Here is a 23,542-nt window from a genome sequence, read left to right as displayed (position 1 = left end):
CGCGGGGCCGCGCTTAGCATCGGGCCATGCACGAGCTCACGATCATCCTCACCGATGCCGAACGCGACACGCTCCACGATCTCGCGGACGCACAGGACCGGAGCGCGGAGGAGCTCGCGCACGATGCGGTGCACCACTATCTGCGGGTGCAGAGCGACCGGCTGGCCGCGCTGGCCGGGCGGCTGGCGCAGCAGCACGCGGGTCTGCTGAGGAGGCTTGGCGAATGACCCACCAGACCACGAGCCAGACGCGTCATCTCACCGTGAGCGAGGTGACCGGCATCGCCCGGATCGCCTTCGGCGGACATCCGCCCGAGCTACGGGCCGGCGGCCTGCTGGAGTCGGCGGTGCACCGGCCACGGGCACGGATGTACGGGGTCGCCGCGTACCCGGATCTGTACGAGCAGGCCGGCGCGCTGCTGCACGCCATCGCCGCGAACCACCCGTTCGTCGACGGCAACAAGCGCACGGCCTGGCTGTCGGCCGCCGTCTTCCTCGCACTCAACGGCGCCGACCCGGCGGGCATCGACCAGGACCGGGCGTACGACCTGGTCGTCGCTGTCGCGGCCGGGGAGCTCACCGATCCTGCGGCGATCGGGGCGGTGTTGCGCACGCTGTGAGCCCGGCCGCCCGCGCCGTGGGCGGGGGCTGTGAGGCGGGTCTCACCGCGTCCCGGACCGGCCCCGTGAGGCCCTTCCCGGGGCGGCCGCACCGGTAGGGTGGCCCGGTTGTCGTACGTAACGCCGTAGCCCTGCCTCGAACCGGAGACCGTGACTACTACCGCCTCCCACCACCTCTCACCCGCCTTCCCCGGCCGTGCCCCGTGGGGTACGGCCGGCAAGCTGCGTGCCTGGCAGCAGGGCGCCATGGAGAAGTACATCCAGGAGCAGCCCCGTGACTTCCTCGCGGTGGCGACCCCCGGCGCCGGTAAGACGACCTTCGCGCTCACCCTCGCGTCCTGGCTGCTGCACCACCACGTCGTGCAGCAGATCACCGTGGTCGCGCCGACCGAGCATCTGAAGAAGCAGTGGGCGGCCGCGGCGGCCCGGATAGGCATCAAGCTCGACCCGGACTACAGCGCGGGTCCGCTGAGCAAGGAGTACGACGGCGTCGCCGTCACCTACGCCGGCGTCGGCGTACGCCCGATGCTGCACCGCAACCGCAGCGAGCAGCGCAAGACCCTCGTCATCCTCGACGAGATCCACCACGCCGGTGACTCCAAGTCGTGGGGCGAGGCGTGCCTGGAGGCGTTCGAGCCGGCGACCCGTCGCCTCGCCCTCACCGGTACGCCCTTCAGGTCCGACACCAACCCGATCCCCTTCGTCACGTACGAGGAGGGGAACGACGGCATCCGCCGGTCGGCCGCCGACTACACGTACGGCTACGGGAACGCCCTCGGCGACGGCGTCGTCCGGCCCGTCATCTTCCTCAGCTACAGCGGCAACATGCGCTGGCGCACCAAGGCCGGCGACGAGATCGCCGCCCGGCTCGGCGAGCCGATGACGAAGGACGCCATCTCGCAGGCCTGGCGCACCGCCCTCGATCCGCGCGGCGACTGGATGCCGAACGTGCTGCGCGCCGCCGACCAGCGGCTGACCGAGGTCAGGAAGGGGATCCCGGACGCGGGCGGCCTTGTCATCGCCTCCGACCAGGACTCGGCCCGCGCGTACGCCAAGCTCATCCGGGAGATAACCGGTACGAAGGCGACCGTCGTGCTCTCCGACGACGCGGGCGCGTCGAAACGGATCGACGAGTTCAGCGAGAACGAGGACCGCTGGATGGTCGCGGTCCGCATGGTGTCCGAAGGCGTCGACGTACCCCGGCTGGCGGTGGGCGTCTACGCCACGACGATTTCGACGCCGCTCTTCTTCGCCCAGGCCGTCGGCCGTTTCGTACGGTCCCGGCGGCGCGGCGAGACCGCGTCCGTCTTCCTGCCCACCATCCCGATGCTGCTCGGCTTCGCCAATGAGATGGAGGTCGAGCGCGACCACGTGCTCGACCGGCCGAAGAAGGACGGGGACGAAGACCCGTACGCCGAGTCCGAGAAGGAGATGGACGAGGCGAACAAGGAGCAGGACGAGGACACCGGGGAGCAGGACATGCTGCCCTTCGAGGCCCTGGAGTCCGACGCGGTCTTCGACCGGGTGATGTACAACGGCGCCGAGTTCGGCATGCAGGCCCACCCGGGGAGCGAGGAGGAGCAGGACTACCTCGGTATCCCGGGGTTGCTGGAGCCGGACCAGGTGCAGCTGCTGCTGCAGAAGCGGCAGGCGCGGCAGATCGCGCACAGCCGCAAGAAGCCGGACGAGGAGGCGGACCTGCTGGAGCTGCCGGCCGAGCGGCGGCCGGTGGTCTCGCACAAGGAACTGCTGGAGCTGAGGAAGCAGCTGAACACGATGGTGGGCGCGTACGTCCATCAGAGCGGCAAGCCGCACGGCGTGATCCACACCGAGCTGCGCCGGGTGTGCGGGGGGCCGCCGAGCGCCGAGGCGACGGCGGGGCAGATCCGGGAGCGGATCAAGAAGGTGCAGGAGTGGGCCACGCGGATGCGGTGACGACGCCACGCCGGCTGTGAGCACGTCGGCTGTGGGCACGTCGGCTGTGAGGAGGGCCCGGACGCGACCGCGTCCGGGCCCTCCCGGCGTGGCGGACGGCCTGTACCGGACCTTGTATCCGAGGCCTGTATCCGACGCCAAAAGGTCACTCGAGGGCTGACGCCCCGGTCATCCGGACTTATGGCCCGCAGAAGGGTGCCAAACGGTCCTGGCGCCCGGATTCTGGACGAGGTCTTCCGCTGAGCGGACCAGGGTCGCTACATTCCCCGCAATGAAACGCCCCGTGGCAGCGCCGCCGCGGAGCGCAGCCGGTGTGCCATGGCCTGCCGGCGGCCTCTCCGTGCGTCGCCGATGGGACCGGTGCCGCTGGACCGTGAGAGCGTCGCCGTCACTCACCTCGAAAGAGAGGGCGTCGTGACCGCGGAGACATCCCAGACGCTCGACAGGGGACTGCGTGTCCTCAAACTGCTCGCCGACACCGACCACGGCCTGACCGTCACCGAGTTGTCCAACCGGCTCGGCGTCAACAGGACCGTCGTCTACCGTCTGCTGGCCACCTTGGAACAGCACGCCCTGGTCCGCCGTGACCTGGGTGGCCGGGCCCGGGTGGGGCTCGGCGTGCTCCGCCTGGGCCGGCAGGTGCATCCGCTGGTACGGGAGGCGGCGCTGCCCGCGCTGCGCTCGCTCGCCGAGGACATCGGCGCCACCGCCCATCTCACGCTGGTCGACGGGGCGGAGGCGCTCGCGGTCGCGGTCGTCGAACCCACCTGGACGGACTACCACGTCGCATACCGGGCCGGATTCCGCCACCCGCTGGACCGGGGCGCGGCGGGCAAGGCGATCCTCGCGGCCCGTCAGGGCGGTCTCACCGAGCCCGCGTACACCCTCACCCACGGCGAACTGGAGGCGGGCGCGAGCGGTGCGGCCGCGCCGCTCATCGGGGTGACGGGGATAGAGGGAAGCGTGGGCGTGGTCATGCTCGCGGACTCCGTCCCCGAACGCGTGGGCCCCCGCGTCGTCGACGCGGCCCGCGAGGTCGCGGACGCGCTGCGCTGACGTTCCGGGCCGCCGGCCCCGGGGCGGCCCCGGGCGCGGCACTGCTTCGGGCCGGGCCCGCCCTGGCCGGTGCGGCCGGTCCTGCTCGTGACCGGGGTCGGTTCGGGCCCCGTGGGGGGACCGATACATTGACACCGTGTTCTCTCGCCTCAATCGTCTCTCGCGCCCCCGGGCTCTCGCCGTCTGCGCCCTGCCCGTCGGCGCGCTGCTCCTGGTCGCGGGGCTCGCGCCGCTGCCGTTCACCGTGGCCCAGCCGGGGCAGACCACGAATGTGCTGGGGACGGACAAGGGGAAGCCGGTGATCACGATCACCGGGGCGCCCGTCCGCAAGACGGACGGGGAGTTGCGGATGACGACGATCCTGGCGACGGGGCCGTCGGTGGACGTCGATCTCGGGGACGTGGTGGACGCCTGGTTCCGTACGGACAGTGCCGTGCTGCCGCACGACTCCGTCTACCCCTCCGGGCAGTCCGACGAGGAGATCGAGAAGCACAACACCGCCGAGATGGAGAAGTCCCAGGACAGCGCGGTGCAGGCCGCCCTGGGCTATCTCAAGAAGAACCCGGACAGTGTGAAGGTCACGCTGAACCTCGCGGACGTCGGCGGGCCCAGCGCCGGTCTGATGTTCTCGCTCGGCATCGTGGACAAGCTCGAAGGCGACGGCGCGGGCGGCGATCTCACCGCCGGCCGCAACATCGCCGGTACGGGCACGATCGACGCCGACGGCAAGGTCGGCGCGGTCGGCGGGGTGTCCCTGAAGACGCAGGCGGCGGCGCGCGACGGAGCGACCGTCTTCCTGGTGCCGAAGGCCGAGTGCGCTGCGGCCGACGCCGAGCTCCCCGACGGGCTGCAGCTGATCCCCGTCACGGAGCTGAAGGACGCCGTGGCCTCGCTCAAGGCGCTGGAGAAGGGCGGGCAGGTTCCTTCCTGCTGATCCTGTCGGTGCTTCCGGTGCTTCCGGTCCTGTCACCTTCCGGCGCCTGCCGGGTTGCTCGGACGACGTGGCGTCCGGAGCCGTGTCCATCTCCCGCCAGCACGGGAACACGGTGTCAGCCGGCGTCCTCCGCTGCCTGCTCCACCAGCGGGATGATCCGCAGCGGCACCGGGTTCTCCATCACGATCGCCGTGGACGCCCGCACGATGCCCTCGAAGCCGACGACGCGGTCGATCACCCGCTGAAGGTCGGCGTTGGAGCGGGCGACGAGCCGGCAGAGCATGTCGCCGTGGCCGGTCGTCGTGTGCAGCTCCAGCACCTCGGGCACGGTGGCCAAATGGGCCCGTACGTCGGCGCCTTGCCCCTGCTTGATCTCCAGCGTCGCGAACGCGGTGACCGGATAGCCGAGGGCCGCCGGATCGACGTCGGGGCCGAAGCCCCGGATGACGCCGTTCGACTGAAGCCGGTCCAGCCGCGCCTGGACGGTGCCGCGCGCCACCCCGAGCCGGCGGGAGGCCTCCAGGACGCCGATCCTCGGCTCCCGCGCGAGCAGCACGATGAGCCTGCCGTCCAGATGATCGATCGCCACAGCAGCCTCCCGAGTAGTCATCCTGTACAGATAGCCCGAACAAATCGGATGCAGGCTGAGCAGGTTGCCCAGCCGATACACAAACTATTGCGCAGCTTGTGGAAGGGAGGGAGTCTGCCGCCATGACAGAGACCCTGGATCACACCCCTCACACCGCCCGGCAGGCCGACCCCTTCCCGGTGAAGGGAATGGACGCGGTCGTCTTCGCCGTCGGCAACGCCAAGCAGGCCGCGCACTACTACTCCACGGCCTTCGGCATGAAGCTCGTCGCCTACGCGGGACCCGAGACCGGCAGCCGTGAGACCGCCTCGTACGTCCTGACCAACGGCGCGGCCCGCTTCGTGTTCACCTCCGTCATCAAGCCGGCCACCGACTGGGGCCGCTTCCTCGCCGACCACGTCGCCGAGCACGGCGACGGCGTGATCGACCTGGCCATCGAGGTGCCGGACGCCCGCGCCGCCTACGCGTACGCGACCGAGCACGGCGCCCGCGGCATCACCGAGCCGTACGAGATCAAGGACGAGCACGGCACGGTTGTCCTCGCCGCCATCGCCACGTACGGCAAGACCCGCCACACCCTCGTGGACCGGTCCGGCTACGACGGCCCGTATCTGCCCGGCTTCGTCGCCGCCGACCCGATCGTCGAGCCCCCGGCCAAGCGGACCTTCCAGGCCATCGACCACTGCGTCGGCAATGTCGAGCTCGGCCGGATGAACGAGTGGGTGGCCTTCTACAACAAGGTCATGGGCTTCACCAACATGAAGGAGTTCGTCGGCGACGACATCGCCACCGAGTACTCGGCGCTGATGTCGAAGGTCGTCGCGGACGGCACCCTCAAGGTGAAGTTCCCGATCAACGAGCCCGCGATCGCGAAGAAGAAGTCGCAGATCGACGAGTACCTGGAGTTCTACGGCGGGGCCGGCGTCCAGCACATCGCGCTCGCCTCGAACGACATCGTCGCGACCGTACGCAGCATGCGCGCGGCCGGGGTCCAGTTCCTGGACACGCCCGACTCGTACTACGACACGCTCGGCGAGTGGGTCGGCGACACGCGCGTGCCGATCGAGACCCTGCGCGAGCTGAAGATCCTCGCCGACCGCGACGAGGACGGCTACCTGCTGCAGATCTTCACCAAGCCGGTCCAGGACCGGCCGACCGTCTTCTTCGAGATCATCGAGCGGCACGGCTCGATGGGCTTCGGCAAGGGCAACTTCAAGGCGCTCTTCGAGGCGATCGAGCGCGAGCAGGAGAAGCGCGGAAACCTGTGACCCGCTGACCCGCTGACCCGCACGAGGTCCCGCACCGGGTCCCGCCACCGGGTCCCTCACCGGCCTGCGGCTCCACGGTCCTGACCCCGTGGAGCCGCAGGCCGACGGCTTTTCCTGCCCGCACCGCCGCAGGCCGTTATGGTCGGCGTATGGCAAGGATCAATGACGTCGGAGGGCTGCAGGGCTTCGGGCCCATCGACACCGCCGACGACACCGAGCCCTTCCACGCCGACTGGGAGGCCCGGGTCTTCGCGCTCAACTCCGCGCTCATCGCCCGCAAGGTGTACAACCTCGACGAGTTCCGCGACGCGACCGAGTCCATGGCGCCGGCCGAGTATCTGGCGGCGTCGTACTACGAACGCTGGTTCTTCGCGATCCGTACGCTCCTGGAGCGCAAGGGCGTCATCGAGGCGGGCGAGCTCGATGACTGACCGTTTCCGCACCGGCGCGCGCGTACGCACCGTCCACCACGACCCCCCGCACCACACCCGCCTGCCGCGCTACGCCCGCGGAAAACACGGCACCGTCGTCGAGCCGGAGGGCCCCGCGCTCCTCGCCGACCGGAACGCGTGCGGGACGGGCGACGCGCCCCGGGAACAGGTGTACGCGGTCAGATTCGCCGCCCGGGACCTGTGGGGCGCGGGCGACCACCACGTCGTACTCGACCTGTTCGAGAGCTATCTGGAGGACGACCAGTCGTGACCGGCCAGCACACCGACGCGGTGATCTCCCGCCAGGTACGCCGCCTGGAGACGCTCCTGGAGGAGCGCGGCCTCGTCGCGGGCGCCGCGCTCGACGAGGTGCTCGACGCCTTCCTGACGGGCGCCTCCCCGGCGAACGGCGCGCGTGTCGTCGCCCGCGCCTGGACCGACCCCGCCTTCCGCGCCCGTCTCCTCGCCGACGGCACCTCCGCCGTCGCCGAACTAGGCCTGTCCGCCGGCGGAGTCCAGCCACAGCGGCTGCGCGTCGTCGAGAACACCGCGGACACCCACAACGTCATCGTCTGCACGCTCTGCTCCTGCTACCCGGTCCGGCTGCTCGGCCCGTCCCCCAGCTGGTACAAGAGCGAGGCGTACCGGTCCCGCGTGGTCCGCGAGCCCCGCGCCGTGCTCGCGGAGTTCGGCCTCCACCTCCCGGCCACCACCCGCATCACGGTCTGGGACTCCACCGCGGAAACCCGCTACATGGTCCTCCCCGTCCGCCCCGCCGGTACGGAGGACCTGGCCGAGGCCGCACTCGCCGCGCTCATCCCGCGCAACGCCCTCATCGGCACAGCGGTGCTGTGACGATGCCGGGGGGGTAGGAGTACCCCCGGCGCCCCGGCGCCCCGGCGCCCCCGGCGGCCTCGGGCCGGTGGGTTTCCCCGCCTGGGCTCGGGGTTGGGGAGGAAGCTCCCCGGCGCTTCCTCGTGTACTCGGGCCGGCGTGTCTCCCCGCCCGCGTCCGGGGTCGGGGGGCGTGCGGGCGCCCCGCCAAGAAGGGCTCGGCGCTGTGCCCCCGCCCCGCAATCCCCGCAATCCCCGTGGCGGGGGCACGTGTTCGTCAGCCCTGCGACGGATCCGGCACCAACGGCGTCGGGGACGACTCGGGCTCCGACGACTCGGGAGATTCGAAGGCCTCAGGGGACTCGGAGGCCTCCGACGATTCCTCCTCCTGTGATGCCTCCCCCTCGGACGCCTCGTCCTCCGAAGGCTCCGCAGATTCCTCGGACGCCTCCTCCTCGGACTCCTCGGAATCCTCGGACTCCTCGGAATCCGCCGACTCCGCAGACTCCTCGTCCTCCGAGGGCTCCGTCGTCGTCCAGGGCTCGCCCTCGACGTCCACCGGGCCGCCCGGCGCGGGCTCGCCCAGCGCCGCGAGAGTCCGCTTCGCCGGCCCCACCAGCAGCGGGGAGAAGTACGGATTGACGCGCAGCGCCGCCGCCAGATGCCGCCGGGCCGGGCCGTCCTGGCCGAGTGAGCGCTCGATCTCGCCCCGGTGGTACAAGAACAGCGCGTTCCGCATGTCGAGCGAGGCTGTCGCACGCTTCGCGTACTTCAGCCCTTCCTCCGCCCGTCCCGCCCGGAACAGCGCCCATCCCAGTGCGTCCGACACGTACACACTCCGGTGCCCGCGCTTCCACTCCCGCCCGAGCCGGGCCACCGCCGCCTTCGCGTCCCCGTGGTCCGCTTCGTACCGCGCGAGCGTCAGCTCCTCGCTCGCGCCGTTCTTCCGCGCCTCCCGCGCGAGCCTGCGCACGTTCGCGTACTGCGTACGGGCGTCACCGTCGAGCTTCATCGACTCGTACAGTTCGCCGGCCTCCAGCGCGTACTCCGCCAGCGGCAGCTTTTCCAGCGCGTCCTGGTAGTCCCGGAACGCCTCGCCCTTGCGACCCAGCGCCGCGAGTGCCCGCCCCCGCCCCACCAGCGACGGATGGTGCCCGGAATCGATCCGCAGCGCCGAGTCGTAGTACCCGACCGCCTCCGCCGGCTCGCCCCGCTCCCACGCCAGCTCGCCCAGCCGGTGCAGGGACATCGCCTTCTCCGCCGGGCTGCCCGAGTGCGTCATCGCGTCGTACGCCATGGCTGCCGCGTCCTCCGGCCGGCCGCGGTCGCGGTACATCTGGGCCCGGCGCGCCAGGGCCGGGGCGGCGGAGGGCCGCAGGGCCACCAGCTTCTCCGTGGCCTTCTGCGCGGCCGAGTACTCGCCGAGCCCGTTGTACGCGTCGATCAGCACCGGATAGGCCGTCCACCGCTTCGGCGCCCGCGCCCGCACACCCTCGCCCCACCGCTTGGCCGCTCGGTAGTCCCGCTCCGCGTTCGCCAGCGCCGCCATCCCCAGTTGCGCGTCGAGGTTGCCCTGGTTACCCGGCAGCGCCGTCAGCGAACGCTTCAGCGCCTTGTGGGCCTTCGGGAAGTACGCGGTGTCCCCGGCCAGCGTCCCCCGCGCCACATACGCCGAACCGAGAACCGCCCACGAGTAGTCGTCGCCCGGGTGTCTGCGCAGCCACTTCTCCTGCTCCCCGATCAGTGCCGACAGCTCGTGCAGCGACGCCGGCGCCCCGACGCTCGCCGCGAGCATCGCCCGCGCCGCAGCGCCCCCCGCGGGCGGTGAGGCGTCGTCATCCCTGTCGGGGCCGAACACCATGACCCCGCCGACCAGCGCCCCGGCGACCAACGAGGCGACCATGACATTCCGGATGTTTGGCGCATATCGCGTCTTCATGGCGTCACTCTGCGCCAGTCGTCCGTCAATACGAAGAGCACACTCGGCGGCGCGACGCGGATCGCGGGCGGGTTCACACCGATGGCCCCGGGTGCCAGGCTGGGATCATGGACGAACTCCTCGCACGGCTGCGCACGGGTCTGCCCGCCGAAGCACTGATCACCGACCCGGACGTCACGGCCTCGTACGCCAACGACATGGCGAGCTTCTGCGACGCGGGCACCCCCGCCGTCGTCGTCCTGCCGCGCACGGTCGAGCAGGTCCAGCACATCATGCGCACCGCGACCGCCCTGCGCGTCCCGGTCGTCCCGCAGGGCGCCCGCACCGGACTGTCCGGGGCCGCCAACGCCTCGGACGACTGCATCGTGCTCTCACTCGTCAAAATGGACCGGATCCTGGAGATCAGCCCGGTGGACCGGATCGCGGTCGTCGAGCCCGGAGTCATCAACGCGACACTGTCGCGTGCCGTGGGCGAGCACGGTCTGTACTACCCGCCGGACCCCTCCAGCTGGGAGATGTGCACCATCGGCGGCAACATCGGCACGGCTTCCGGCGGACTGTGCTGCGTCAAGTACGGCGTGACCGCCGAGTACGTCCTCGGCCTCGACGTCGTCCTCGCCGACGGCCGTCTCCTCAGCACCGGCCGCCGCACCGCCAAGGGGGTCGCCGGATACGACCTCACCCGACTCTTCGTCGGCTCCGAGGGCAGCCTGGGCATCGTTGTCAAAGCCGTTCTCGCGCTCAAGCCGCAACCGCCCCAGCAGCTCGTACTCGCCGCGGAATTCCCCTCCGCGGTCACCGCCTGCGAAGCCGTCTGCGCGATCATGGAGCGCGGCCACACCCCCTCGCTCCTGGAACTCATGGACCGTACGACCATCCGTGCTGTCAACAAGATGGCGCAGATGGGCCTCCCCGACACCACCGAGGCGCTGCTGCTCGCCGCCTTCGACACCCCCGACCCCGCTCCCGACCTGGCCGCGGTCGGCGAGCTGTGCACGGCGGCCGGAGCCACCCAGGTCGTCCCCGCCGAGGACGCGGCCGAGTCCGAAATGCTGCTCCAGGCGCGCCGGCTCTCGCTCACCGCCCTGGAGACCGTCAAATCCGCGACGATGATCGACGACGTCTGCGTACCGCGTTCCCGGCTCGCCGCGATGCTCGACGGCACGGCGGCCATCGCGGAGAAGTACGACCTCACCATCGGCGTCTGCGCGCACGCGGGCGACGGCAACACCCACCCCGTCGTCTGCTTCGACCACACCGACCCCGATGAATCCCGGCGCGCCCGTGAGTCGTTCGACGAGATCATGGCCCTCGGCCTGGAGCTCGGCGGCACGATCACCGGCGAACACGGCGTGGGCGTACTGAAGAAGGAGTGGCTCGCCCGTGAACTCGGCCCGGTGGGCATCGAGTTGCAGCGCGGCATCAAGCAGACCTTCGACCCCCTCGGCATCCTCAACCCGGGCAAGATCTTCTGAGACCTCCGGACCAGGACCAACGCCCGATGGTACGGACGCAGCTCCCCGCATAGCGTGAAAGGACACGATGAAGAAGGAGGAGCCGTGTCCGCACGCCTTGACCACACCATCGTCCACAGCCGCGACCGCTTCGCCGGTGCCCGTTTCCTCACCGAGCTGATCGACGCACCCGAGCCGAAACCCTTCGGCCCCTTCGCCAGCGTCCCGCTGGCCAACGGAGTCACGCTCGACTACCTCGACGAGGGGGCGGAGACGGAGAGGGACATCGTCTCCCAGCATCTGGCGTTCCTCGTCTCCGACGAGGAGTTCGAGGAGATCCTCGGCCGGATAAAGGAGCGGGAACTCCCGTACTGGGCCGACCCGATGCACGCCGAGCCGCAGCAGATCAACCACCACTTCGGCGGCCGCGGGGTGTACGTCGACGACCCCGACGGCCACTCCATCGAATTCATCACTCACACCTACGTCTGAAGCTGTCTGACCTGTCTGACCGGCCTGACCTGCCTGACCCGAGCCCGACCCGTGTCCGACCCATGTCTGATCCACGTCTGATCACGTGTGATCACGTGTGATCACGTCTGGTCCGTGTCCGGCCCGTCGTGACTAGGCCTCGCCGTCCTGAGCCTCGTCGGACGGCCACGGGTCGCGCAGATACAGATCGTCCGCCGGAGTCGGCGCGAGCAGCTCCGCCAGCTCGTCGTCGATCCCCAGCTGCTCCGACTCCGCCCCCGGGGGCACCGCCCGCAGCGTCCGCTCCAGCCAAACGGACACCTGTGCGGAGGGTGCCTCCAGCAGGGCGTCGCCGTCCGGTGACGTCAGCGCGATCAGGATGACGCTGCACCCCTCGACCTTGGTCGGCCAGATACGGACGTCGCCGTGCCCGCACGGCCGGAAGATCCCCTCGACCAGCAGTTCACGGGCGAAGGTCCAGTACACGGGGTGCTCGGAGCCGACATGAAAGGTGATGTGCACGGCGTACGGATCGTCCGTGCGGTAGGTCAGCCTGGCCGGTACAGGGGTGCTGTGATCCGGCGACAGCACCAGCTTGAGGTCCAGCTCGCGTTCCACCACGGTGTGCATGAGAGTGCGACTTCCTTTCCTGGTACGAGGCCCTGGAGCGGGCCACGCAGGGAGAGAGCGCCTTCCCCGCCGACTATTACGCGACTTTCGCCATCAACTTCTCAGTGACATGGCACACGAGCGTGCCGGTGGGGCACAGCGTTACCGGAAAGTGGTCCTTAGGGCGGGATGGGCCCAGGTGTGTGCGACGGTCTGATAGATGTGGACCCTTGAGTCGACGCCCTCGATACCCTCGACGCCTTCCAGGAGATACGGGACCACGGTGATGAGCGCCCCAACCCCGGCAACCGGCGATGGCAGCCCCACGCCCGGCTACTACCCCGATCCGTCCATCCCCGGATATGTCCGTTACTGGAACGGTGCTTCCTGGGTGCCGGGTACGAGCCGGCCGGCACCGAAGGACGGCGAGGCGATGCCGTCGCCGCCCGCGGCTGCGGCGGCCGGCACCCCGGTCGCCCCAGCCGTCCCGGCTGTTCCGTCGGTCCCGTCGGTCGAGGAGACCGGCCCCGTCTTCCTGGACGAGGACCCGGAGGCGTCTGCCGACGTCCGCCCCGAGCCCTCCTCCGCCTGGCAGGCCGACGCCTCCCGCCAGACCGGCTTCGGCGGCGACCGCGACCGCCGGGTCTCCTGGGGCTCACCTGCGCAGGACCCCCGCGCGGGCAGTGCGCCGGGAGCCGGCACGGACAGTTCGGCCCCGACCGCCGGCCAGGCCTGGGACCGGCTTCCCGGAGACGCGGCGGCGGGCGGACGCCCGGACTCCCGCGCAGGCGGCGCGGCGGCAGCGCAGGACCCGCGCACGGCGGGCCCGGCCGCGGACCGCACGCCCGGGGTCCGGTTCGACCGAGCCGCCGGCCAGGCGGCGGATCGCTCCGACGCCGCGCAGGCGGACCCGACCGGGGGCGCGCTCCCGGGCGTGCGCAGCGTGGGCGGGGCCGGGGCCGATGAGGCACAGCCGGTCACCGACGGCACCGTCACCATCCGCGCCCAGCGCCCGCAGGGCGGTACGCCGCCCGCCGAGGGCACGATGGCGATCCGTACGATGACGCCGCAGCCGCAGCCGCAGCCGCAGCAGCCGCAGCAGCCGCAGGCTCCGCAACAGCCCCAGGCTCAGCAGCTGCACCCGCAGCCGCAGCAGCAGGCACAGCCCCAGGTCCCCGCGCAGCAGCAGCCGCCTCTGTCCGCCGGGGCGGGCGGCGGATCCGCTTCGTGGGCCCAGCAGGTGCACCGGCTCGCGCAGCAGCAGACCGATGAACCGCCGGTCGTGCCGTGGAAGCCCCCGGTCAACGACCCCTTCCTGCAGGCGGCGCAGGCTCAGGCCGCGGCCCGCCCGGCCGGCCTCGGCAAGCGGTTCGTGGCCCGGCTGATCGACACGGTCGTGCTGGGCGCACTCGCCGGAGCGGTGTCCTTCCCGTTCGTCTCCAAGGCGCTGACGCACATCGACGACAAGATCCAGGCGGCGAAGATGTCCGGCGAGACGGTCACCGTGTGGCTGCTCGACGGTACGACCGCCACCCAGTTCGGTATCGCGTTCGCCGCGCTGCTTGTACTCGGAGCGCTGTACGAGGCACTGCCGACCGCGAAATGGGGCTGGACGCTCGGCAAGAAGCTGCTGGGCCTGGAGGTGCGGGACATCGAGTCGCACGGGCCCCCGCAGTTCGGCGCCGCGCTGCGCCGCTGGCTGGTGCACGGGGTGCTGGGCGTGCTCCTCATCGGCGTCGTCAACGTGCTCTGGTGCCTCTTCGACCGGCCGTGGCGGCAGTGCTGGCACGACAAGGCGGCGCACACGTTCGTGGCCGGCTGACGTACCGGGCCGGCACTCCGGCTGACGCCCTGTCGGCCCTCTGGCCCCGAGGGTCCCCCGAACGGCACTGAGCCGTTGCGGGACCTGGCCGGGCGGGGTGCACTGCCCCCATGAGCAACGACCAGCCGCCCGGCCCGCAGCCCGAGGACGACCCGTTCCGCAAGAGGCCGCAGGAGCCGCAGGGATCGCAGGAGCCGCCGCCGCCTCCGGGCGGTCCGCCACCCTGGGGTCAGCCGCCCCCCGGCGGGCCTCCGCCGGGTGGGGGTCCTCCGTACGGTGCGCCTCCGCCTCCGCCTCCAGGAGCGGGGCCCCCGTACGGCGGCGGTGCGCCGCCGCCGTACGATGCGAGCGCCTACGGAGGTGACCCCTACGGCGGGACCGATCCACTCCGTGGCATGCCGCCGCTCGCGAACTCCGGCAGGCGCATCCTCGCCCGCTTCCTCGATTGGCTGATCGTCAGCATCCCGCTCGCGATCCTCGCGGTTGTCCTGTACTTCGCCACGGGGTTCGCCACGGGGCCCGATCCCGACGACTGGGAGAACGGCGTGGGTGATGTGTTCACCCTCTCCGCGTTCGGGTTCTGGTTCATCTCGCTCGTGGCATATGTCGCCTACGACACCCTGATGGTCAGACGGAACGGTCAGACCCTCGGCAAGAAAGTGATGAACCTGCGCGTCGCGATGCTCAACGACGGGAGCACTCCGGACACCGGCTCCGCGCTGATGCGGGCCGTGGTCTTCTGGCTGCCGACGATGATTCCGTACTGTGTCGGCCTCGTCTGGTTGATCATCCTGCTGATCATGATCCTGGTCGACAAGCCGTACAAGCAGGGGCTGCACGACAAGGCCGCCAAGACCGTGGAGGTGTCAGCGGCGTAGCGAATGCTCGCCGACGCGGGGCTCGGCCCCGGCGTGGGCGACGGGCACCCGGGCGGCGGACTCCGCGGAGGCGTCGACGGTGAGGGCGGGACCCGCGAGGGCGGCGGCACGGTTCACAGGGACCGTGCGCGCCGCCTTCGCCTTTGCGGGCAGGGGCACGGTCACGGCGACCAGCAGGCCCAGCGCGAGGGCGGAGACTCCGATCACCGCGACGCCGATACCCGTCGTGGTGCGGGAGAGCAGAAGCATGGCGACGGTCGAGACGACGACGGTGGCCGAACCGTAGGCGAGCTGTGCGGCAGTCGGACGCGGCATGACGGTTTCCGTCCCTCGAAGCATTGATTCGGTGGTGTCGCAACGGGTCGCACTGTCTGGCGACTCTACGACGGTGGATGCCCGAGAGGAACCGGTAGTAAGCGTGACCTAACCCACGGTGCCGGTGCACTGGGGGCGCATGGAGTCACTCGTCTCATGAACTGACCTGCTCGGTGCGCCTGTTGACCGGATCGCAAGGGCGCGAGAGGGTCGCCGGGGAAGCATGGGGCCTTGTATCCGAGATGCGTCCGATATCCGGAACTGCGCTACTGCATAGTGCAGTTGGCCTGTTCAAGTCAAGGTCTGTCTTTTCTCCAGTAACTCCGGTCAAATGTCGTCACTTGTGCACGCGCTGCCGCGCGCGGATCCCACCCCACATCCGTTGGTCCGCGGTTTCGTCGGCGCGCGGGGGAGGACACCATCAAGTGACCAGCAGACGACGGGCGATCAGAGCGTCCGCGGTGTTCGTGGCTCTGGCCGCGACCGGCGCGACGGCCGGAGCCTTCACCACGGCCCAGGCCGAGAACAAGCCCTCCGGCTCCGCCGGCATCGAGCGCCATGACCCGGCGCCCGGCGCGGGCCACGGCAAGGGCGACGACCAGGCCCGAGTCGACCACGACCTCGAGGGCCCGTTCAGCAAGCAGCAGGAGCAGCAGCGCAAGGCCGCGCTGGAGCAGGTCATATCCGGGGACGCGACCGTGCAGAAGCGCGGCGCGTCCAATGTCGTGAAGCTCGACGACAAGAAGTACGTCGAGCTCGGACGGGAGAAGACCGACAAGATCTTCACGATCCTGGTGGAGTTCGGCGACAAGGTCGACGACACCACGATGTTCGACCCGGACGGCGCGGGCCCGAAGCCGCCCGTCAAGAAGTACGGCGGTACGCCCGGCCCGCTGCACAACAAGATCGCCGAGCCGGACCGCAAGGTGGACAATTCCACCGCCTGGCAGAAGGACTTCAACCAGGCGCACTTCCAGGACCTGTACTTCGGCGAGGGCAAGGACAAGAAGGGGAACCCCAAGCACTCGCTGAAGACCTACTACGAGCGGACCTCCTCCGGCCGGTACTCGGTCGACGGCACGGTGTCCGACTGGGTCAAGGTCGACTACAACGAGGCCCGCTACGGCTCGAACTACTGCGGCCAGTCCAACTGCAGCAACGTCTGGGACGCGGTCAAGGACGGCGTCACCGCCTGGACGGCCGACCAGAAGGCCAAGGGCAAGACCGACGAGCAGATCAAGGCCGCGCTGTCCCAGTACGACCAGTGGGACCGCTACGACTTCGACGCCGACGGCAACTTCAACGAGGCCGACGGCTACATCGACCACTTCCAGATCGTCCACGCCGGCGAGGACGAGTCGGCGGGCGGCGGCGCCGAGGGCGCGAATGCCCTGTGGGCCCACCGCTGGTACGCGTACGGCACCGACGCCGGCAAGACCGGCCCGGCGAACAACAAGGCCGGCGGCACCCAGATCGGCAGCACCGGCATCTGGGTCGGCGACTACACCATGCAGCCGGAGAACGGCGGCCTCGGTGTCTTCGCCCACGAGTACGGCCACGACCTCGGTCTGCCGGACCACTACGACACCTCCGGCGGCGGTGACAACTCCACCGGCTTCTGGACCCTGATGTCGTCCGGCTCGTGGCTCGGCACCGGCCAGGACTCCATCGGTGACATGCCCGGCGACATGACCGCCTGGGACAAGCTGCAGCTGGGCTGGCTCAACTACACCAAGGGCAAGGCGGCGACGAAGTCCACCCACAAGCTGGGTGTGGCCGAGTACAACACCAAGAACCCGCAGGCCCTCGTCGTCGAGCTGCCGAAGAAGAAGGTCACCACCACCATCGTGAAGCCCGCCGAGGGCTCCAAGCAGTGGTGGAGCAACATGGGTGACGACCTCAAGAACACCCTCACCCGCTCCGTCGACCTCACCGGCAAGTCCAAGGCGTCCCTCGAGCTCTCGGGCTGGTGGGACATCGAGGCCGACTACGACTTCCTCTACGCCGAGGTCTCGACGGACGGCGGCGCCACCTGGACCGCCGTCGACGGCACCGCCGACGGCGCGGCGATCCCGCGCGACGCGAGCGACGCCCCGGCGCTGACCGGCGCCTCGGGGGGGAACAAGAAGCTCGTCTACTCGCTGGACGCCTACGCGGGCAAGAAGGTCGACGTCCGCTTCCGCTACCAGACCGACGGCGGCGCGGGCGGCAAGGGCTTCACGGCCGACGCGATCACCGTCAACGCCGACGGCGCCCCGCTGTTCACGGACAACGCCGAGGGTGACGACAACGGCTGGACCGCGAAGGGCTTCTCCCGTATCGGTGAGTCCTTCACCAACGAGTACGAGCAGTACTACCTGGCCGAGAACCGTCAGTACGTCTCGTACGACCAGACCCTGAAGGTCGGGCCGTACAACTTCGGCTTCAAGGCGCCGAAGGACGGCTGGGTCGAGCACTACCCGTACCAGAACGGTCTGCTGATCTGGCTCTGGGACACCTCCCAGAAGGACAACAACACCAGCCAGCACCCGGGCCAGGGCCTGGTCCTCCCCATCGACGCCAACGCCAAGCCGATGAAGTGGGCGGACGGCACCCTGCTGCGCAACCGCATCCAGTCGTACGACTCGACCTTCAGCACCTTCCGCTCGGACGCCTTCACGCTGCACAAGGCGGACGCGGCGCTGAAGATCGCCTCGCACAAGGGCAACCCGGTCTTCGACGACCGCAAGGGTGTCTACTGGTACGAGGAGACCGCGACCGCCGGTGTCAAGGTTGCTGACACCAACACTCGGATATCGATCGTCAACGAGCCGAAGAACGGCCAGACGATCACCGTGAAGGTCGGCCCCTCGACGAAGTAACGCGCATCGCCGCAGGTCAGAACACGGTCGGCCGTCGCCCTCTAGCGGGCGGCGGCCGATCGTGTTTAGGTGCGTCTGACCGAAGTTCTTATTGACAGTGAGTACGGGGGAGCGTGAGGCATGCCCGGCGGAGGCTTCTGCAAACTGCCAGGAGGCAGTGTCGTGGTCGCGATAGGCCTGCCCAGCCCGGCCGGCGACGGCGGCACGGTACGGATCCTGGTCCATGCGGCGAACCGCGCCCGCGCCCTGACCCGGCTGCGGAATCTGGGCCTGCGGGCGGTCTATCTGCGGGGGAACGCGGAACCGCCGACGCCGGACGAGATCACGGCGGTGCTGCACCACCCGGACGGCCTGGTCTGGCGCACGCACGAGGGCCTCACGACGCAGGAGCTGTGGCACCCGATACGAGCGTTGCTGAAGCCCGCGGGCGGAGCGTGACCAGGGCAGGCCCCCAAGACCCCCGTACGGCCTCCTGCCGTGTCCTCGAGCTCCCTCGGAGCTTCGCCTCGGGCACCCGGACAGGCCACTGGAGCCCGTCCGGGGGCTTGAGGCGCGGGGGCTACACCACCGGCTTCCCGGACAGCTCCACGCCCGCGCTCCGCAGCTCCTCCAGCGCCCGGTCCGTCGTCTCCTCGGAGACCCCGGCCGTGAGGTCGAGGAGCACGTGCGTGCGGAAGCCCTCGCGGGCCGCGTCCAGGGCCGTGGCGCGCACGCAGTGGTCGGTCGCGATCCCGACGACGTCGACCTCGGTGACCTTGTGGGCGCGCAGCCACTCCGCCAGCGTCGAGCCGTTCTCGTCGGTTCCCTCGAAGCCGCTGTACGCCGCCGCGTGCGCCCCCTTGTCGAAGACCGCGTCGATCGCCCCGCTGGCGACCACCGGGGCGAAGTTCGGGTGGAAGCCGACCCCCTCCGTACCGGCGACGCAGTGGGCCGGCCAGGTGTCCACGTAGTCGGGGTGCTCCGAGAAGTGGTCGCCCGGATCGATGTGGTGGTCGCGGGTGGCCACGACGTGGCGGTAGCCGGGCTGGGCCGCACCGATCAGGTCGGTGATGGCGGCGGCGACATCCGCACCCCCCGCCACCGCGAGGCTGCCCCCCTCGCAGAAGTCGTTCTGAACGTCGACGACGATCAATGCGCGGTGCATGGCGGGTGTCCTTCGGTGGAGGGTGAGGAGGGGGACGGTCCGGCGGCAATGTTCTGAGGGTAGAGACTTCAACCGCCTTGCGGGAGGGGGCATTTGCCTGCTAATACCGCTGTCGTTGCCTCCAGGGTCATCCGGGGTTCATGCGGTTTACAGGTACTCCGTGGGGATCACCGGCTCGCCACGGGACAGCTGGACCGCCGACATGGGCAGCGCCGCACGCGCCGCGATGTGCCGCTCACGCGCCGCGTCCAGCGGCTCACGGGCGACTATCTCGCCGCCCTTGACCAGCTCCACCAGCAGCTGCCGGTCCGCGAGCGCGTCCGGGACCTGTCCGGTGCCCAGCACCTCGGCCTCGGCGACGCCCTCGTCGTCGGCCCGGCGGGCGGCCCACTTGCGGCCTCCCACGGACAGTTTCCCGCCGAGGGACTTCTTCGCCACCGGGGTGAGCGGGGCCTGCGGGTCGGCGGAGGCGGCGCGGGCGACCAGCTTGTAGACCATGGAGCAGGTCGGGTGACCGCTGCCGGTGACCAGCTGGGTACCCACTCCGTACGCGTCCACGGGCGCCGCGGCCAGCGAGGCGATCGCGTACTCGTCGAGGTCCGACGTCACGACGATCTTCGTGTTCCGCGCCCCCAGCTCGTCCAGCTGCTGCCGTACCCGGTGGGCGACCAGCAGCAGGTCCCCGGAGTCGATGCGTACGGCACCGAGCTCCGGACCGGCGACCTCGACGGCGGTACGGACGGCCTCGGCGACGTCGTACGTGTCGACGAGGAGGGTCGTCCCCCGTCCGAGTGACTCCACCTGGGCCCGGAAGGCGTCCCGCTCGGTGTCGTGCAGCAGGGTGAAGGCGTGCGCGCTGGTGCCGACCGTCGGGATGCCGTAGCGGAACCCCGCGGCGAGGTCGGAGGTGGAGTTGAAGCCTCCGACGTACGCGGCGCGCGAGGCGGCGACGGCGGAGAGCTCGTGCGTGCGCCGGGCGCCCATCTCGATGAGCCTGCGCCCGCCGGCGGCGGACGACATACGGGAGGCGGCGGCCGCGATCGCCGAGTCGTGGTTGAGGATCGACAGGATCACGGTCTCCAGCAGCACGCACTCGGCGAAGGAGCCCTCGACCCGCAGGATCGGCGAGCCGGGGAAGTACACCTCGCCCTCCGGGTAGCCCCAGATGTCGCCGCTGAAGCGGTAGTCGGACAGCCACTGGAGGGTCGGCTCGTCGACGATCCGCCGGTCGTGGAGGAAGCCGAGCACGCCCGGGTCGAACCGGAAGTTCTCCACGGCGTCCAGGACGCGTCCGATGCCCGCGACCACGCCGTAGCGGCGGCCCTCGGGCAGCCGTCGGGTGAAGACCTCGAAGACCGAGCGGCGATCGGCGGTCCCGGCCCTCAGCGCCGCCTGGAGCATCGTGAACTCGTACTGGTCGGTGAAGAGCGCGGTCGACGGCACGTCCACCGGCAGCCCCAGATCCCCAACGTTCACAACGGTCAACCTCGCACTCTCGTCCTGAGCTGCCGATCGGGCAGGCCGGGGGACAGGAGGTCGGCCCCGGGGATCGCAGCCATGCAAAGGATGCTACCCCCAATCTCGTCAGAGTGACGAGATGTCCGCGAAACGCGCGGGGTCGTTTGTGCGACAGCGCCCCTCGGGTGGCAGCATGGGTGGAGTGACTGTGCCTCTAGAGATCGAGCAGACCCAGTCGGCCGAGGAGACCTTCGCCGTACCCGAACCCGACGTCCCCTGGGTGACGATCGTCCACAACGATCCGGTCAATCTGATGAGCTACGTCACGTACGTCTTCCAGGCCTACTTCGGCTACACCAAGGACAAGGCCCACAAACTGATGCTGGACGTCCACCACAAGGGCCGCGCGGTCGTCTCCAGCGGCAGCCGCGAAGAAATGGAACGTGACGTGCAGGCGATGCACGGCTACGGACTGTGGGCGACGCTCTCCCAGGAACGTAAGTGATGGCCGGACACTTCGAAGCGCTGCCCGGTGGTGGCGCCGCCGTCGCTCTCGACGAGGTCGAGATCTCCATCCTCCGCTCGCTCGCCGTCCAACTGCTGGAGCTGATCGGCCCGGGCGACGAGCCCGCCAAGGGGGAGGACCCGCTCGCCGCGCTCTTCGCGGACGGCCCGAGCGAGCCGCCCTCCGACCCGGCGCTGGCCCGCCTCTTCCCGGACGCGTACGGCGGCCCGGAGGGCGAAGGCGCCGACAACGCCGATGAACTCCGTGAGTTCTCCGCCGAGTTCCGGCGCTTCACGGAGAACGATCTGCGCGGCCGCAAGCGCGACGACGCCCTCGCGGTCGTCCGCAATCTCGACGCGCTCACCTCGACGGGCGAGGGCGGCGCGGTTCTGAAGCTGACCGCTGACGACTCCCAGCACTGGCTCGGCGCGCTCAACGACCTGCGGCTCACCATCGGCACCCGGCTCGAGGTCACCGACGAGGACGAGGGCGGCGAGCTGTACCGGCTGCCGGACTCCGACCCGCGCAAGCCGATGGTCATGGCGTACCTCTGGCTCGGTGCGCTCCAGGAGACGCTCGTCGAGACGATGATGCCGTAGGGCCACCGCGACACCCGGCGCTGTTCGCTCAACGGACACTCAAATCCGGATAACGATCGCGTCACTCACTCACCCTGCTTTGCTGCGCCAGGTGAGGTTTGTCCGGTTCTTCCTGTGCGGTGCGTCACATCGCCCTGAATGGATCAATGTTGCGGCCGTGATAAATCTTCACGACCGCCCGGAGACGCCACCCCTGTTTCCGGGTGCGCTTCGACCGGCAGACCGCCGGTGGCACTCCATCCATATCCGGGGGGATCAGGACCTGATCCGCAGCCGTACGCAAGCGGCGCGGGTCAGCATGGAGAAAGGCGCAGCATCCATGACCTCAGCGCGGGTCGACAAGCATGACGGCAACGAGGCCGCGGCAACTTCGAGCGAGGGATACGAGCGTGGGCTCGGCCCCCGCCAGGTCCAGATGATCGCCATCGGTGGCGCCATCGGTGTGGGCCTGTTCCTGGGAGCCGGAGCGAACATCGCGAAGGCCGGACCCAGCCTCATCCTCATGTACGCCCTCGCGGGCGTGATCATCTTCTTCATCATGCGGGCGCTCGGCGAGCTGCTCCTCTACCGGCCGGTCTCCGGTTCCTTCGCGGAGTACTCCCGGGAGTTCCTCGGCCCGTTCTTCGGCTATGTCACCGGCTGGACGTACTGGCTGATGTGGATCGTGACCGGCATGGCGGAGCTCACCGCCGCCGCGATCTACATCAACTACTGGTTCCCCTCGGTCCCGCAATGGGTCACGGCCCTGGTCTTCCTGGTCGTCCTCTACGTCGCCAACCTGATCTCGGTGAAGCTCTTCGGCGAGATCGAGTTCTGGTTCTCGATGGTCAAGGTGACCGCGCTCGTCGGCATGATCGTCATCGGTCTCGGTGTGCTGACCTTCGGCTTCAGCGCCGCGGGTGACACCGCCGCCGTCTCCAACCTGTGGGCCTTCGACGGCTTCTTCCCCAAGGGCATCGGCTCCAGCCTGATGACCCTGCAGGGCGTGATGTTCGCCTACCTCGCCGTCGAGCTGGTCGGCGTCACCGCAGGTGAGTCCGAGAACCCCGAGAAGACCCTGCCCAAGGCCATCAACTCGCTGCCCTGGCGGATCGCCCTCTTCTACGTCGGTGCCCTCACGGTCATCCTGTGCGTGGTCAAGTGGACGGAGTTCGCGCCCGGCGTGAGCCCCTTCGTCGCCGCCTTCGCCAAGATCGGCATCCCGGCCGGTGCGGCCATCGTCAACTTCGTCGTCCTCACCGCGGCCCTGTCGTCCTGCAACTCCGGCATGTACTCGACCGGCCGTATGCTGCGCGACCTGGCCTCCAACGGCGAGGCCCCGAAGGTCCTGGGCAAGCTGGCCGCCAGCAAGACCCCGGCCATCGGCATCACCGTCTCCGTGGCCCTCATGGGCATCGGCGTGCTCCTCAACTACGTCGTCCCGGAGAAGGCGTTCGGCTACGTCACCTCGGTGGCCACCGCGGCCGGCATCTGGACCTGGATCATGATCCTCGTCAGCCACATCCGCTACCGCCGCGCGGTCGAGGCCGGACGGCTGCCCGCCTCCTCGTTCCCGGCTCCCGGCGGCGCGGTCTGCAGCTGGATCGCCCTGGTGTTCCTGCTCTTCGTGACGGGCCTGATCGCGTACGACCCGGACTCCCGTGTGAGCCTGTACGTCGGCGCCGGCTGGGCCGTCGCGCTCGCCATCGGCTGGGCCTTCATGAAGAAGTCCCGCAAGGCGCAGCTCACCGCCGCGCCCACCCGCGAGTACGCGGACGTCGCCAAGTAACGGCACGCTCCCCTCGCACCATCCATCGGGTCATGCCGGGCCTCCTCGCCCGGC

The 23,542-nt window shown here is 70.0% G+C and carries 24 protein-coding genes; 18 read left to right on the top strand and 6 right to left on the bottom strand.

From position 1 onward, the window contains the following. Positions 1–26: 26 nt before the first annotated feature. The 5 genes from ACZ6ZQ_RS21230 (at position 27) to ACZ6ZQ_RS21210 (ending at position 4,544) form a co-directional block, all read left to right on the top strand. Positions 27–227, top strand: coding sequence for a hypothetical protein (locus ACZ6ZQ_RS21230; RefSeq protein WP_453668838.1), 201 nt, complete (start codon positions 27–29; stop codon positions 225–227). Continuing rightward, positions 224–619: a type II toxin-antitoxin system death-on-curing family toxin gene (locus tag ACZ6ZQ_RS21225; protein WP_453668839.1), complete on the top strand. Its 396-nt coding sequence runs from the start codon at positions 224–226 to the stop codon at positions 617–619. Before ACZ6ZQ_RS21230 ends, ACZ6ZQ_RS21225 begins: the two co-directional genes overlap by 4 nt. Before the next feature lie 150 nt (positions 620–769). Further along, a complete protein-coding gene (locus ACZ6ZQ_RS21220) occupies positions 770–2,554 on the top strand; it encodes a DEAD/DEAH box helicase (protein WP_469770057.1) in 1,785 nt (594 codons plus the stop codon). A 414-nt stretch (positions 2,555–2,968) separates the two neighbouring features. Then, positions 2,969–3,610 carry an IclR family transcriptional regulator gene (locus ACZ6ZQ_RS21215; RefSeq protein WP_266373770.1) on the top strand — a complete coding sequence of 214 codons (642 nt, stop codon included), beginning with the start codon at positions 2,969–2,971 and terminating at the stop codon, positions 3,608–3,610. A gap of 136 nt (positions 3,611–3,746) precedes the next feature. After that, a complete protein-coding gene (locus ACZ6ZQ_RS21210) occupies positions 3,747–4,544 on the top strand; it encodes a S16 family serine protease (protein ID WP_469770056.1) in 798 nt (265 codons plus the stop codon). Positions 4,545–4,659: 115 nt separating this feature from the next. Here ACZ6ZQ_RS21210 and ACZ6ZQ_RS21205 read toward each other — a convergent pair whose 3' ends face one another. Continuing rightward, positions 4,660–5,133 (bottom strand): Lrp/AsnC family transcriptional regulator, encoded by a 474-nt coding sequence (locus ACZ6ZQ_RS21205; RefSeq protein WP_453668213.1) that lies wholly within the window; start codon positions 5,131–5,133, stop codon positions 4,660–4,662. A 122-nt stretch (positions 5,134–5,255) separates the two neighbouring features. Here ACZ6ZQ_RS21205 and hppD point away from each other — a divergent pair, with 122 nt between their 5' ends. From hppD to nthA, 4 genes are all read left to right on the top strand, one after another. Next, positions 5,256–6,401, top strand: a complete 1,146-nt coding sequence (hppD, locus tag ACZ6ZQ_RS21200; protein WP_453668212.1) for a 4-hydroxyphenylpyruvate dioxygenase — start codon at positions 5,256–5,258, stop codon at positions 6,399–6,401. A 149-nt stretch (positions 6,402–6,550) separates the two neighbouring features. Next, a complete protein-coding gene (locus ACZ6ZQ_RS21195) occupies positions 6,551–6,832 on the top strand; it encodes a hypothetical protein (RefSeq protein ID WP_469770055.1) in 282 nt (93 codons plus the stop codon). Further along, positions 6,825–7,103 carry an SH3-like domain-containing protein gene (locus tag ACZ6ZQ_RS21190; protein WP_469770054.1) on the top strand — a complete coding sequence of 93 codons (279 nt, stop codon included), beginning with the start codon at positions 6,825–6,827 and terminating at the stop codon, positions 7,101–7,103. The genes ACZ6ZQ_RS21195 and ACZ6ZQ_RS21190 overlap by 8 nt, the downstream gene beginning before the upstream one ends. Next, positions 7,100–7,687 (top strand): nitrile hydratase subunit alpha, encoded by a 588-nt coding sequence (gene nthA, locus ACZ6ZQ_RS21185; RefSeq protein WP_469770053.1) that lies wholly within the window; start codon positions 7,100–7,102, stop codon positions 7,685–7,687. Before ACZ6ZQ_RS21190 ends, nthA begins: the two co-directional genes overlap by 4 nt. A 255-nt stretch (positions 7,688–7,942) precedes the next feature. Here the strand turns inward: nthA and ACZ6ZQ_RS21180 are convergent, their stop codons facing one another. Next, positions 7,943–9,604 carry a tetratricopeptide repeat protein gene (locus ACZ6ZQ_RS21180; protein WP_469770052.1) on the bottom strand — a complete coding sequence of 554 codons (1,662 nt, stop codon included), beginning with the start codon at positions 9,602–9,604 and terminating at the stop codon, positions 7,943–7,945. Between the two features lie 107 nt (positions 9,605–9,711). Between ACZ6ZQ_RS21180 and ACZ6ZQ_RS21175 the strand changes: the two genes are divergently transcribed. Both ACZ6ZQ_RS21175 and ACZ6ZQ_RS21170 read left to right on the top strand, forming a co-directional pair. Then, the gene (locus ACZ6ZQ_RS21175; RefSeq protein WP_469770051.1) at positions 9,712–11,079 is read left to right on the top strand and encodes an FAD-binding oxidoreductase; all 1,368 of its coding nucleotides are present in this window, start codon (positions 9,712–9,714) and stop codon (positions 11,077–11,079) included. Between the two features lie 84 nt (positions 11,080–11,163). Then, a complete protein-coding gene (locus tag ACZ6ZQ_RS21170) occupies positions 11,164–11,550 on the top strand; it encodes a VOC family protein (RefSeq protein WP_469770050.1) in 387 nt (128 codons plus the stop codon). Between the two features lie 132 nt (positions 11,551–11,682). On the opposite strand, the gene ACZ6ZQ_RS21165 is transcribed toward ACZ6ZQ_RS21170, so the two are convergent. Then, positions 11,683–12,159 carry an SsgA family sporulation/cell division regulator gene (locus ACZ6ZQ_RS21165; RefSeq protein ID WP_469770049.1) on the bottom strand — a complete coding sequence of 159 codons (477 nt, stop codon included), beginning with the start codon at positions 12,157–12,159 and terminating at the stop codon, positions 11,683–11,685. Positions 12,160–12,424: 265 nt separating this feature from the next. On the opposite strand from ACZ6ZQ_RS21165, the gene ACZ6ZQ_RS21160 reads away from it, so the two are divergent. Further along, positions 12,425–13,960: an RDD family protein gene (locus tag ACZ6ZQ_RS21160; protein WP_469770048.1), complete on the top strand. Its 1,536-nt coding sequence runs from the start codon at positions 12,425–12,427 to the stop codon at positions 13,958–13,960. A gap of 395 nt (positions 13,961–14,355) precedes the next feature. Then, entirely contained in the window at positions 14,356–14,838 is a 483-nt protein-coding gene (locus ACZ6ZQ_RS21155) for an RDD family protein (RefSeq protein ID WP_469770047.1), read from the top strand. Here the strand turns inward: ACZ6ZQ_RS21155 and ACZ6ZQ_RS21150 are convergent. Beyond that, the gene (locus ACZ6ZQ_RS21150) at positions 14,827–15,153 is read right to left on the bottom strand and encodes a hypothetical protein (RefSeq protein WP_469770046.1); all 327 of its coding nucleotides are present in this window, start codon (positions 15,151–15,153) and stop codon (positions 14,827–14,829) included. The genes ACZ6ZQ_RS21155 and ACZ6ZQ_RS21150 overlap by 12 nt on opposite strands. A 425-nt stretch (positions 15,154–15,578) precedes the next feature. Here ACZ6ZQ_RS21150 and ACZ6ZQ_RS21145 point away from each other — a divergent pair, with 425 nt between their 5' ends. After that, positions 15,579–18,014, top strand: a complete 2,436-nt coding sequence (locus ACZ6ZQ_RS21145) for an immune inhibitor A domain-containing protein (RefSeq protein ID WP_469770045.1) — start codon at positions 15,579–15,581, stop codon at positions 18,012–18,014. A 120-nt stretch (positions 18,015–18,134) separates the two neighbouring features. Then, positions 18,135–18,452: a hypothetical protein gene (locus ACZ6ZQ_RS21140; protein WP_469770044.1), complete on the top strand. Its 318-nt coding sequence runs from the start codon at positions 18,135–18,137 to the stop codon at positions 18,450–18,452. Between the two features lie 121 nt (positions 18,453–18,573). On the opposite strand, the gene ACZ6ZQ_RS21135 is transcribed toward ACZ6ZQ_RS21140, so the two are convergent. Both ACZ6ZQ_RS21135 and ACZ6ZQ_RS21130 read right to left on the bottom strand, forming a co-directional pair. After that, positions 18,574–19,158 (bottom strand): isochorismatase family protein, encoded by a 585-nt coding sequence (locus ACZ6ZQ_RS21135; RefSeq protein WP_469770043.1) that lies wholly within the window; start codon positions 19,156–19,158, stop codon positions 18,574–18,576. A gap of 147 nt (positions 19,159–19,305) precedes the next feature. Next, positions 19,306–20,634 carry a nicotinate phosphoribosyltransferase gene (locus ACZ6ZQ_RS21130; RefSeq protein WP_469770104.1) on the bottom strand — a complete coding sequence of 443 codons (1,329 nt, stop codon included), beginning with the start codon at positions 20,632–20,634 and terminating at the stop codon, positions 19,306–19,308. A gap of 175 nt (positions 20,635–20,809) precedes the next feature. Here ACZ6ZQ_RS21130 and clpS point away from each other — a divergent pair, with 175 nt between their 5' ends. The 3 genes from clpS (at position 20,810) to ACZ6ZQ_RS21115 (ending at position 23,488) form a co-directional block, all read left to right on the top strand. Continuing rightward, positions 20,810–21,121 carry an ATP-dependent Clp protease adapter ClpS gene (gene clpS, locus ACZ6ZQ_RS21125; RefSeq protein WP_469770042.1) on the top strand — a complete coding sequence of 104 codons (312 nt, stop codon included), beginning with the start codon at positions 20,810–20,812 and terminating at the stop codon, positions 21,119–21,121. Further along, the gene (locus ACZ6ZQ_RS21120; protein ID WP_469770041.1) at positions 21,121–21,720 is read left to right on the top strand and encodes a DUF2017 domain-containing protein; all 600 of its coding nucleotides are present in this window, start codon (positions 21,121–21,123) and stop codon (positions 21,718–21,720) included. The genes clpS and ACZ6ZQ_RS21120 overlap by 1 nt, the downstream gene beginning before the upstream one ends. A 319-nt stretch (positions 21,721–22,039) precedes the next feature. Continuing rightward, positions 22,040–23,488, top strand: a complete 1,449-nt coding sequence (locus tag ACZ6ZQ_RS21115) for an amino acid permease (protein ID WP_469770040.1) — start codon at positions 22,040–22,042, stop codon at positions 23,486–23,488. The last annotated feature ends 54 nt before the right edge of the window (positions 23,489–23,542 follow it).

The organism is Streptomyces sp. NPDC053673 (assembly GCF_055585225.1).
Note: the sequence above shows the minus strand (reverse complement) of the source record. Positions and strands in the feature narration are given on the sequence as shown.

Excerpts from the sequence above, each read along its gene's own strand:
- ACZ6ZQ_RS21180 (WP_469770052.1), bottom strand. The coding sequence starts at position 9,604 with ATGAAGACGCGATATGCGCCAAACATCCGGAATGTCATGGTCGCCTCG.
- ACZ6ZQ_RS21175 (WP_469770051.1), top strand. The coding sequence starts at position 9,712 with ATGGACGAACTCCTCGCACGGCTGCGCACGGGTCTGCCCGCCGAAGCA.
- hppD (WP_453668212.1), top strand. The coding sequence starts at position 5,256 with ATGACAGAGACCCTGGATCACACCCCTCACACCGCCCGGCAGGCCGAC.
- ACZ6ZQ_RS21225 (WP_453668839.1), top strand. The coding sequence starts at position 224 with ATGACCCACCAGACCACGAGCCAGACGCGTCATCTCACCGTGAGCGAG.
- ACZ6ZQ_RS21160 (WP_469770048.1), top strand. The coding sequence starts at position 12,425 with ATGAGCGCCCCAACCCCGGCAACCGGCGATGGCAGCCCCACGCCCGGC.
- ACZ6ZQ_RS21150 (WP_469770046.1), bottom strand. The coding sequence starts at position 15,153 with ATGCCGCGTCCGACTGCCGCACAGCTCGCCTACGGTTCGGCCACCGTC.
- ACZ6ZQ_RS21155 (WP_469770047.1), top strand. The coding sequence starts at position 14,356 with ATGCCGCCGCTCGCGAACTCCGGCAGGCGCATCCTCGCCCGCTTCCTC.
- ACZ6ZQ_RS21190 (WP_469770054.1), top strand. The coding sequence starts at position 6,825 with ATGACTGACCGTTTCCGCACCGGCGCGCGCGTACGCACCGTCCACCAC.
- ACZ6ZQ_RS21230 (WP_453668838.1), top strand. The coding sequence starts at position 27 with ATGCACGAGCTCACGATCATCCTCACCGATGCCGAACGCGACACGCTC.
- ACZ6ZQ_RS21195 (WP_469770055.1), top strand. The coding sequence starts at position 6,551 with ATGGCAAGGATCAATGACGTCGGAGGGCTGCAGGGCTTCGGGCCCATC.
- ACZ6ZQ_RS21140 (WP_469770044.1), top strand. The coding sequence starts at position 18,135 with ATGCCCGGCGGAGGCTTCTGCAAACTGCCAGGAGGCAGTGTCGTGGTC.
- clpS (WP_469770042.1), top strand. The coding sequence starts at position 20,810 with ATGGGTGGAGTGACTGTGCCTCTAGAGATCGAGCAGACCCAGTCGGCC.
- ACZ6ZQ_RS21115 (WP_469770040.1), top strand. The coding sequence starts at position 22,040 with ATGACCTCAGCGCGGGTCGACAAGCATGACGGCAACGAGGCCGCGGCA.
- ACZ6ZQ_RS21120 (WP_469770041.1), top strand. The coding sequence starts at position 21,121 with ATGGCCGGACACTTCGAAGCGCTGCCCGGTGGTGGCGCCGCCGTCGCT.
- ACZ6ZQ_RS21165 (WP_469770049.1), bottom strand. The coding sequence starts at position 12,159 with ATGCACACCGTGGTGGAACGCGAGCTGGACCTCAAGCTGGTGCTGTCG.
- ACZ6ZQ_RS21135 (WP_469770043.1), bottom strand. The coding sequence starts at position 19,158 with ATGCACCGCGCATTGATCGTCGTCGACGTTCAGAACGACTTCTGCGAG.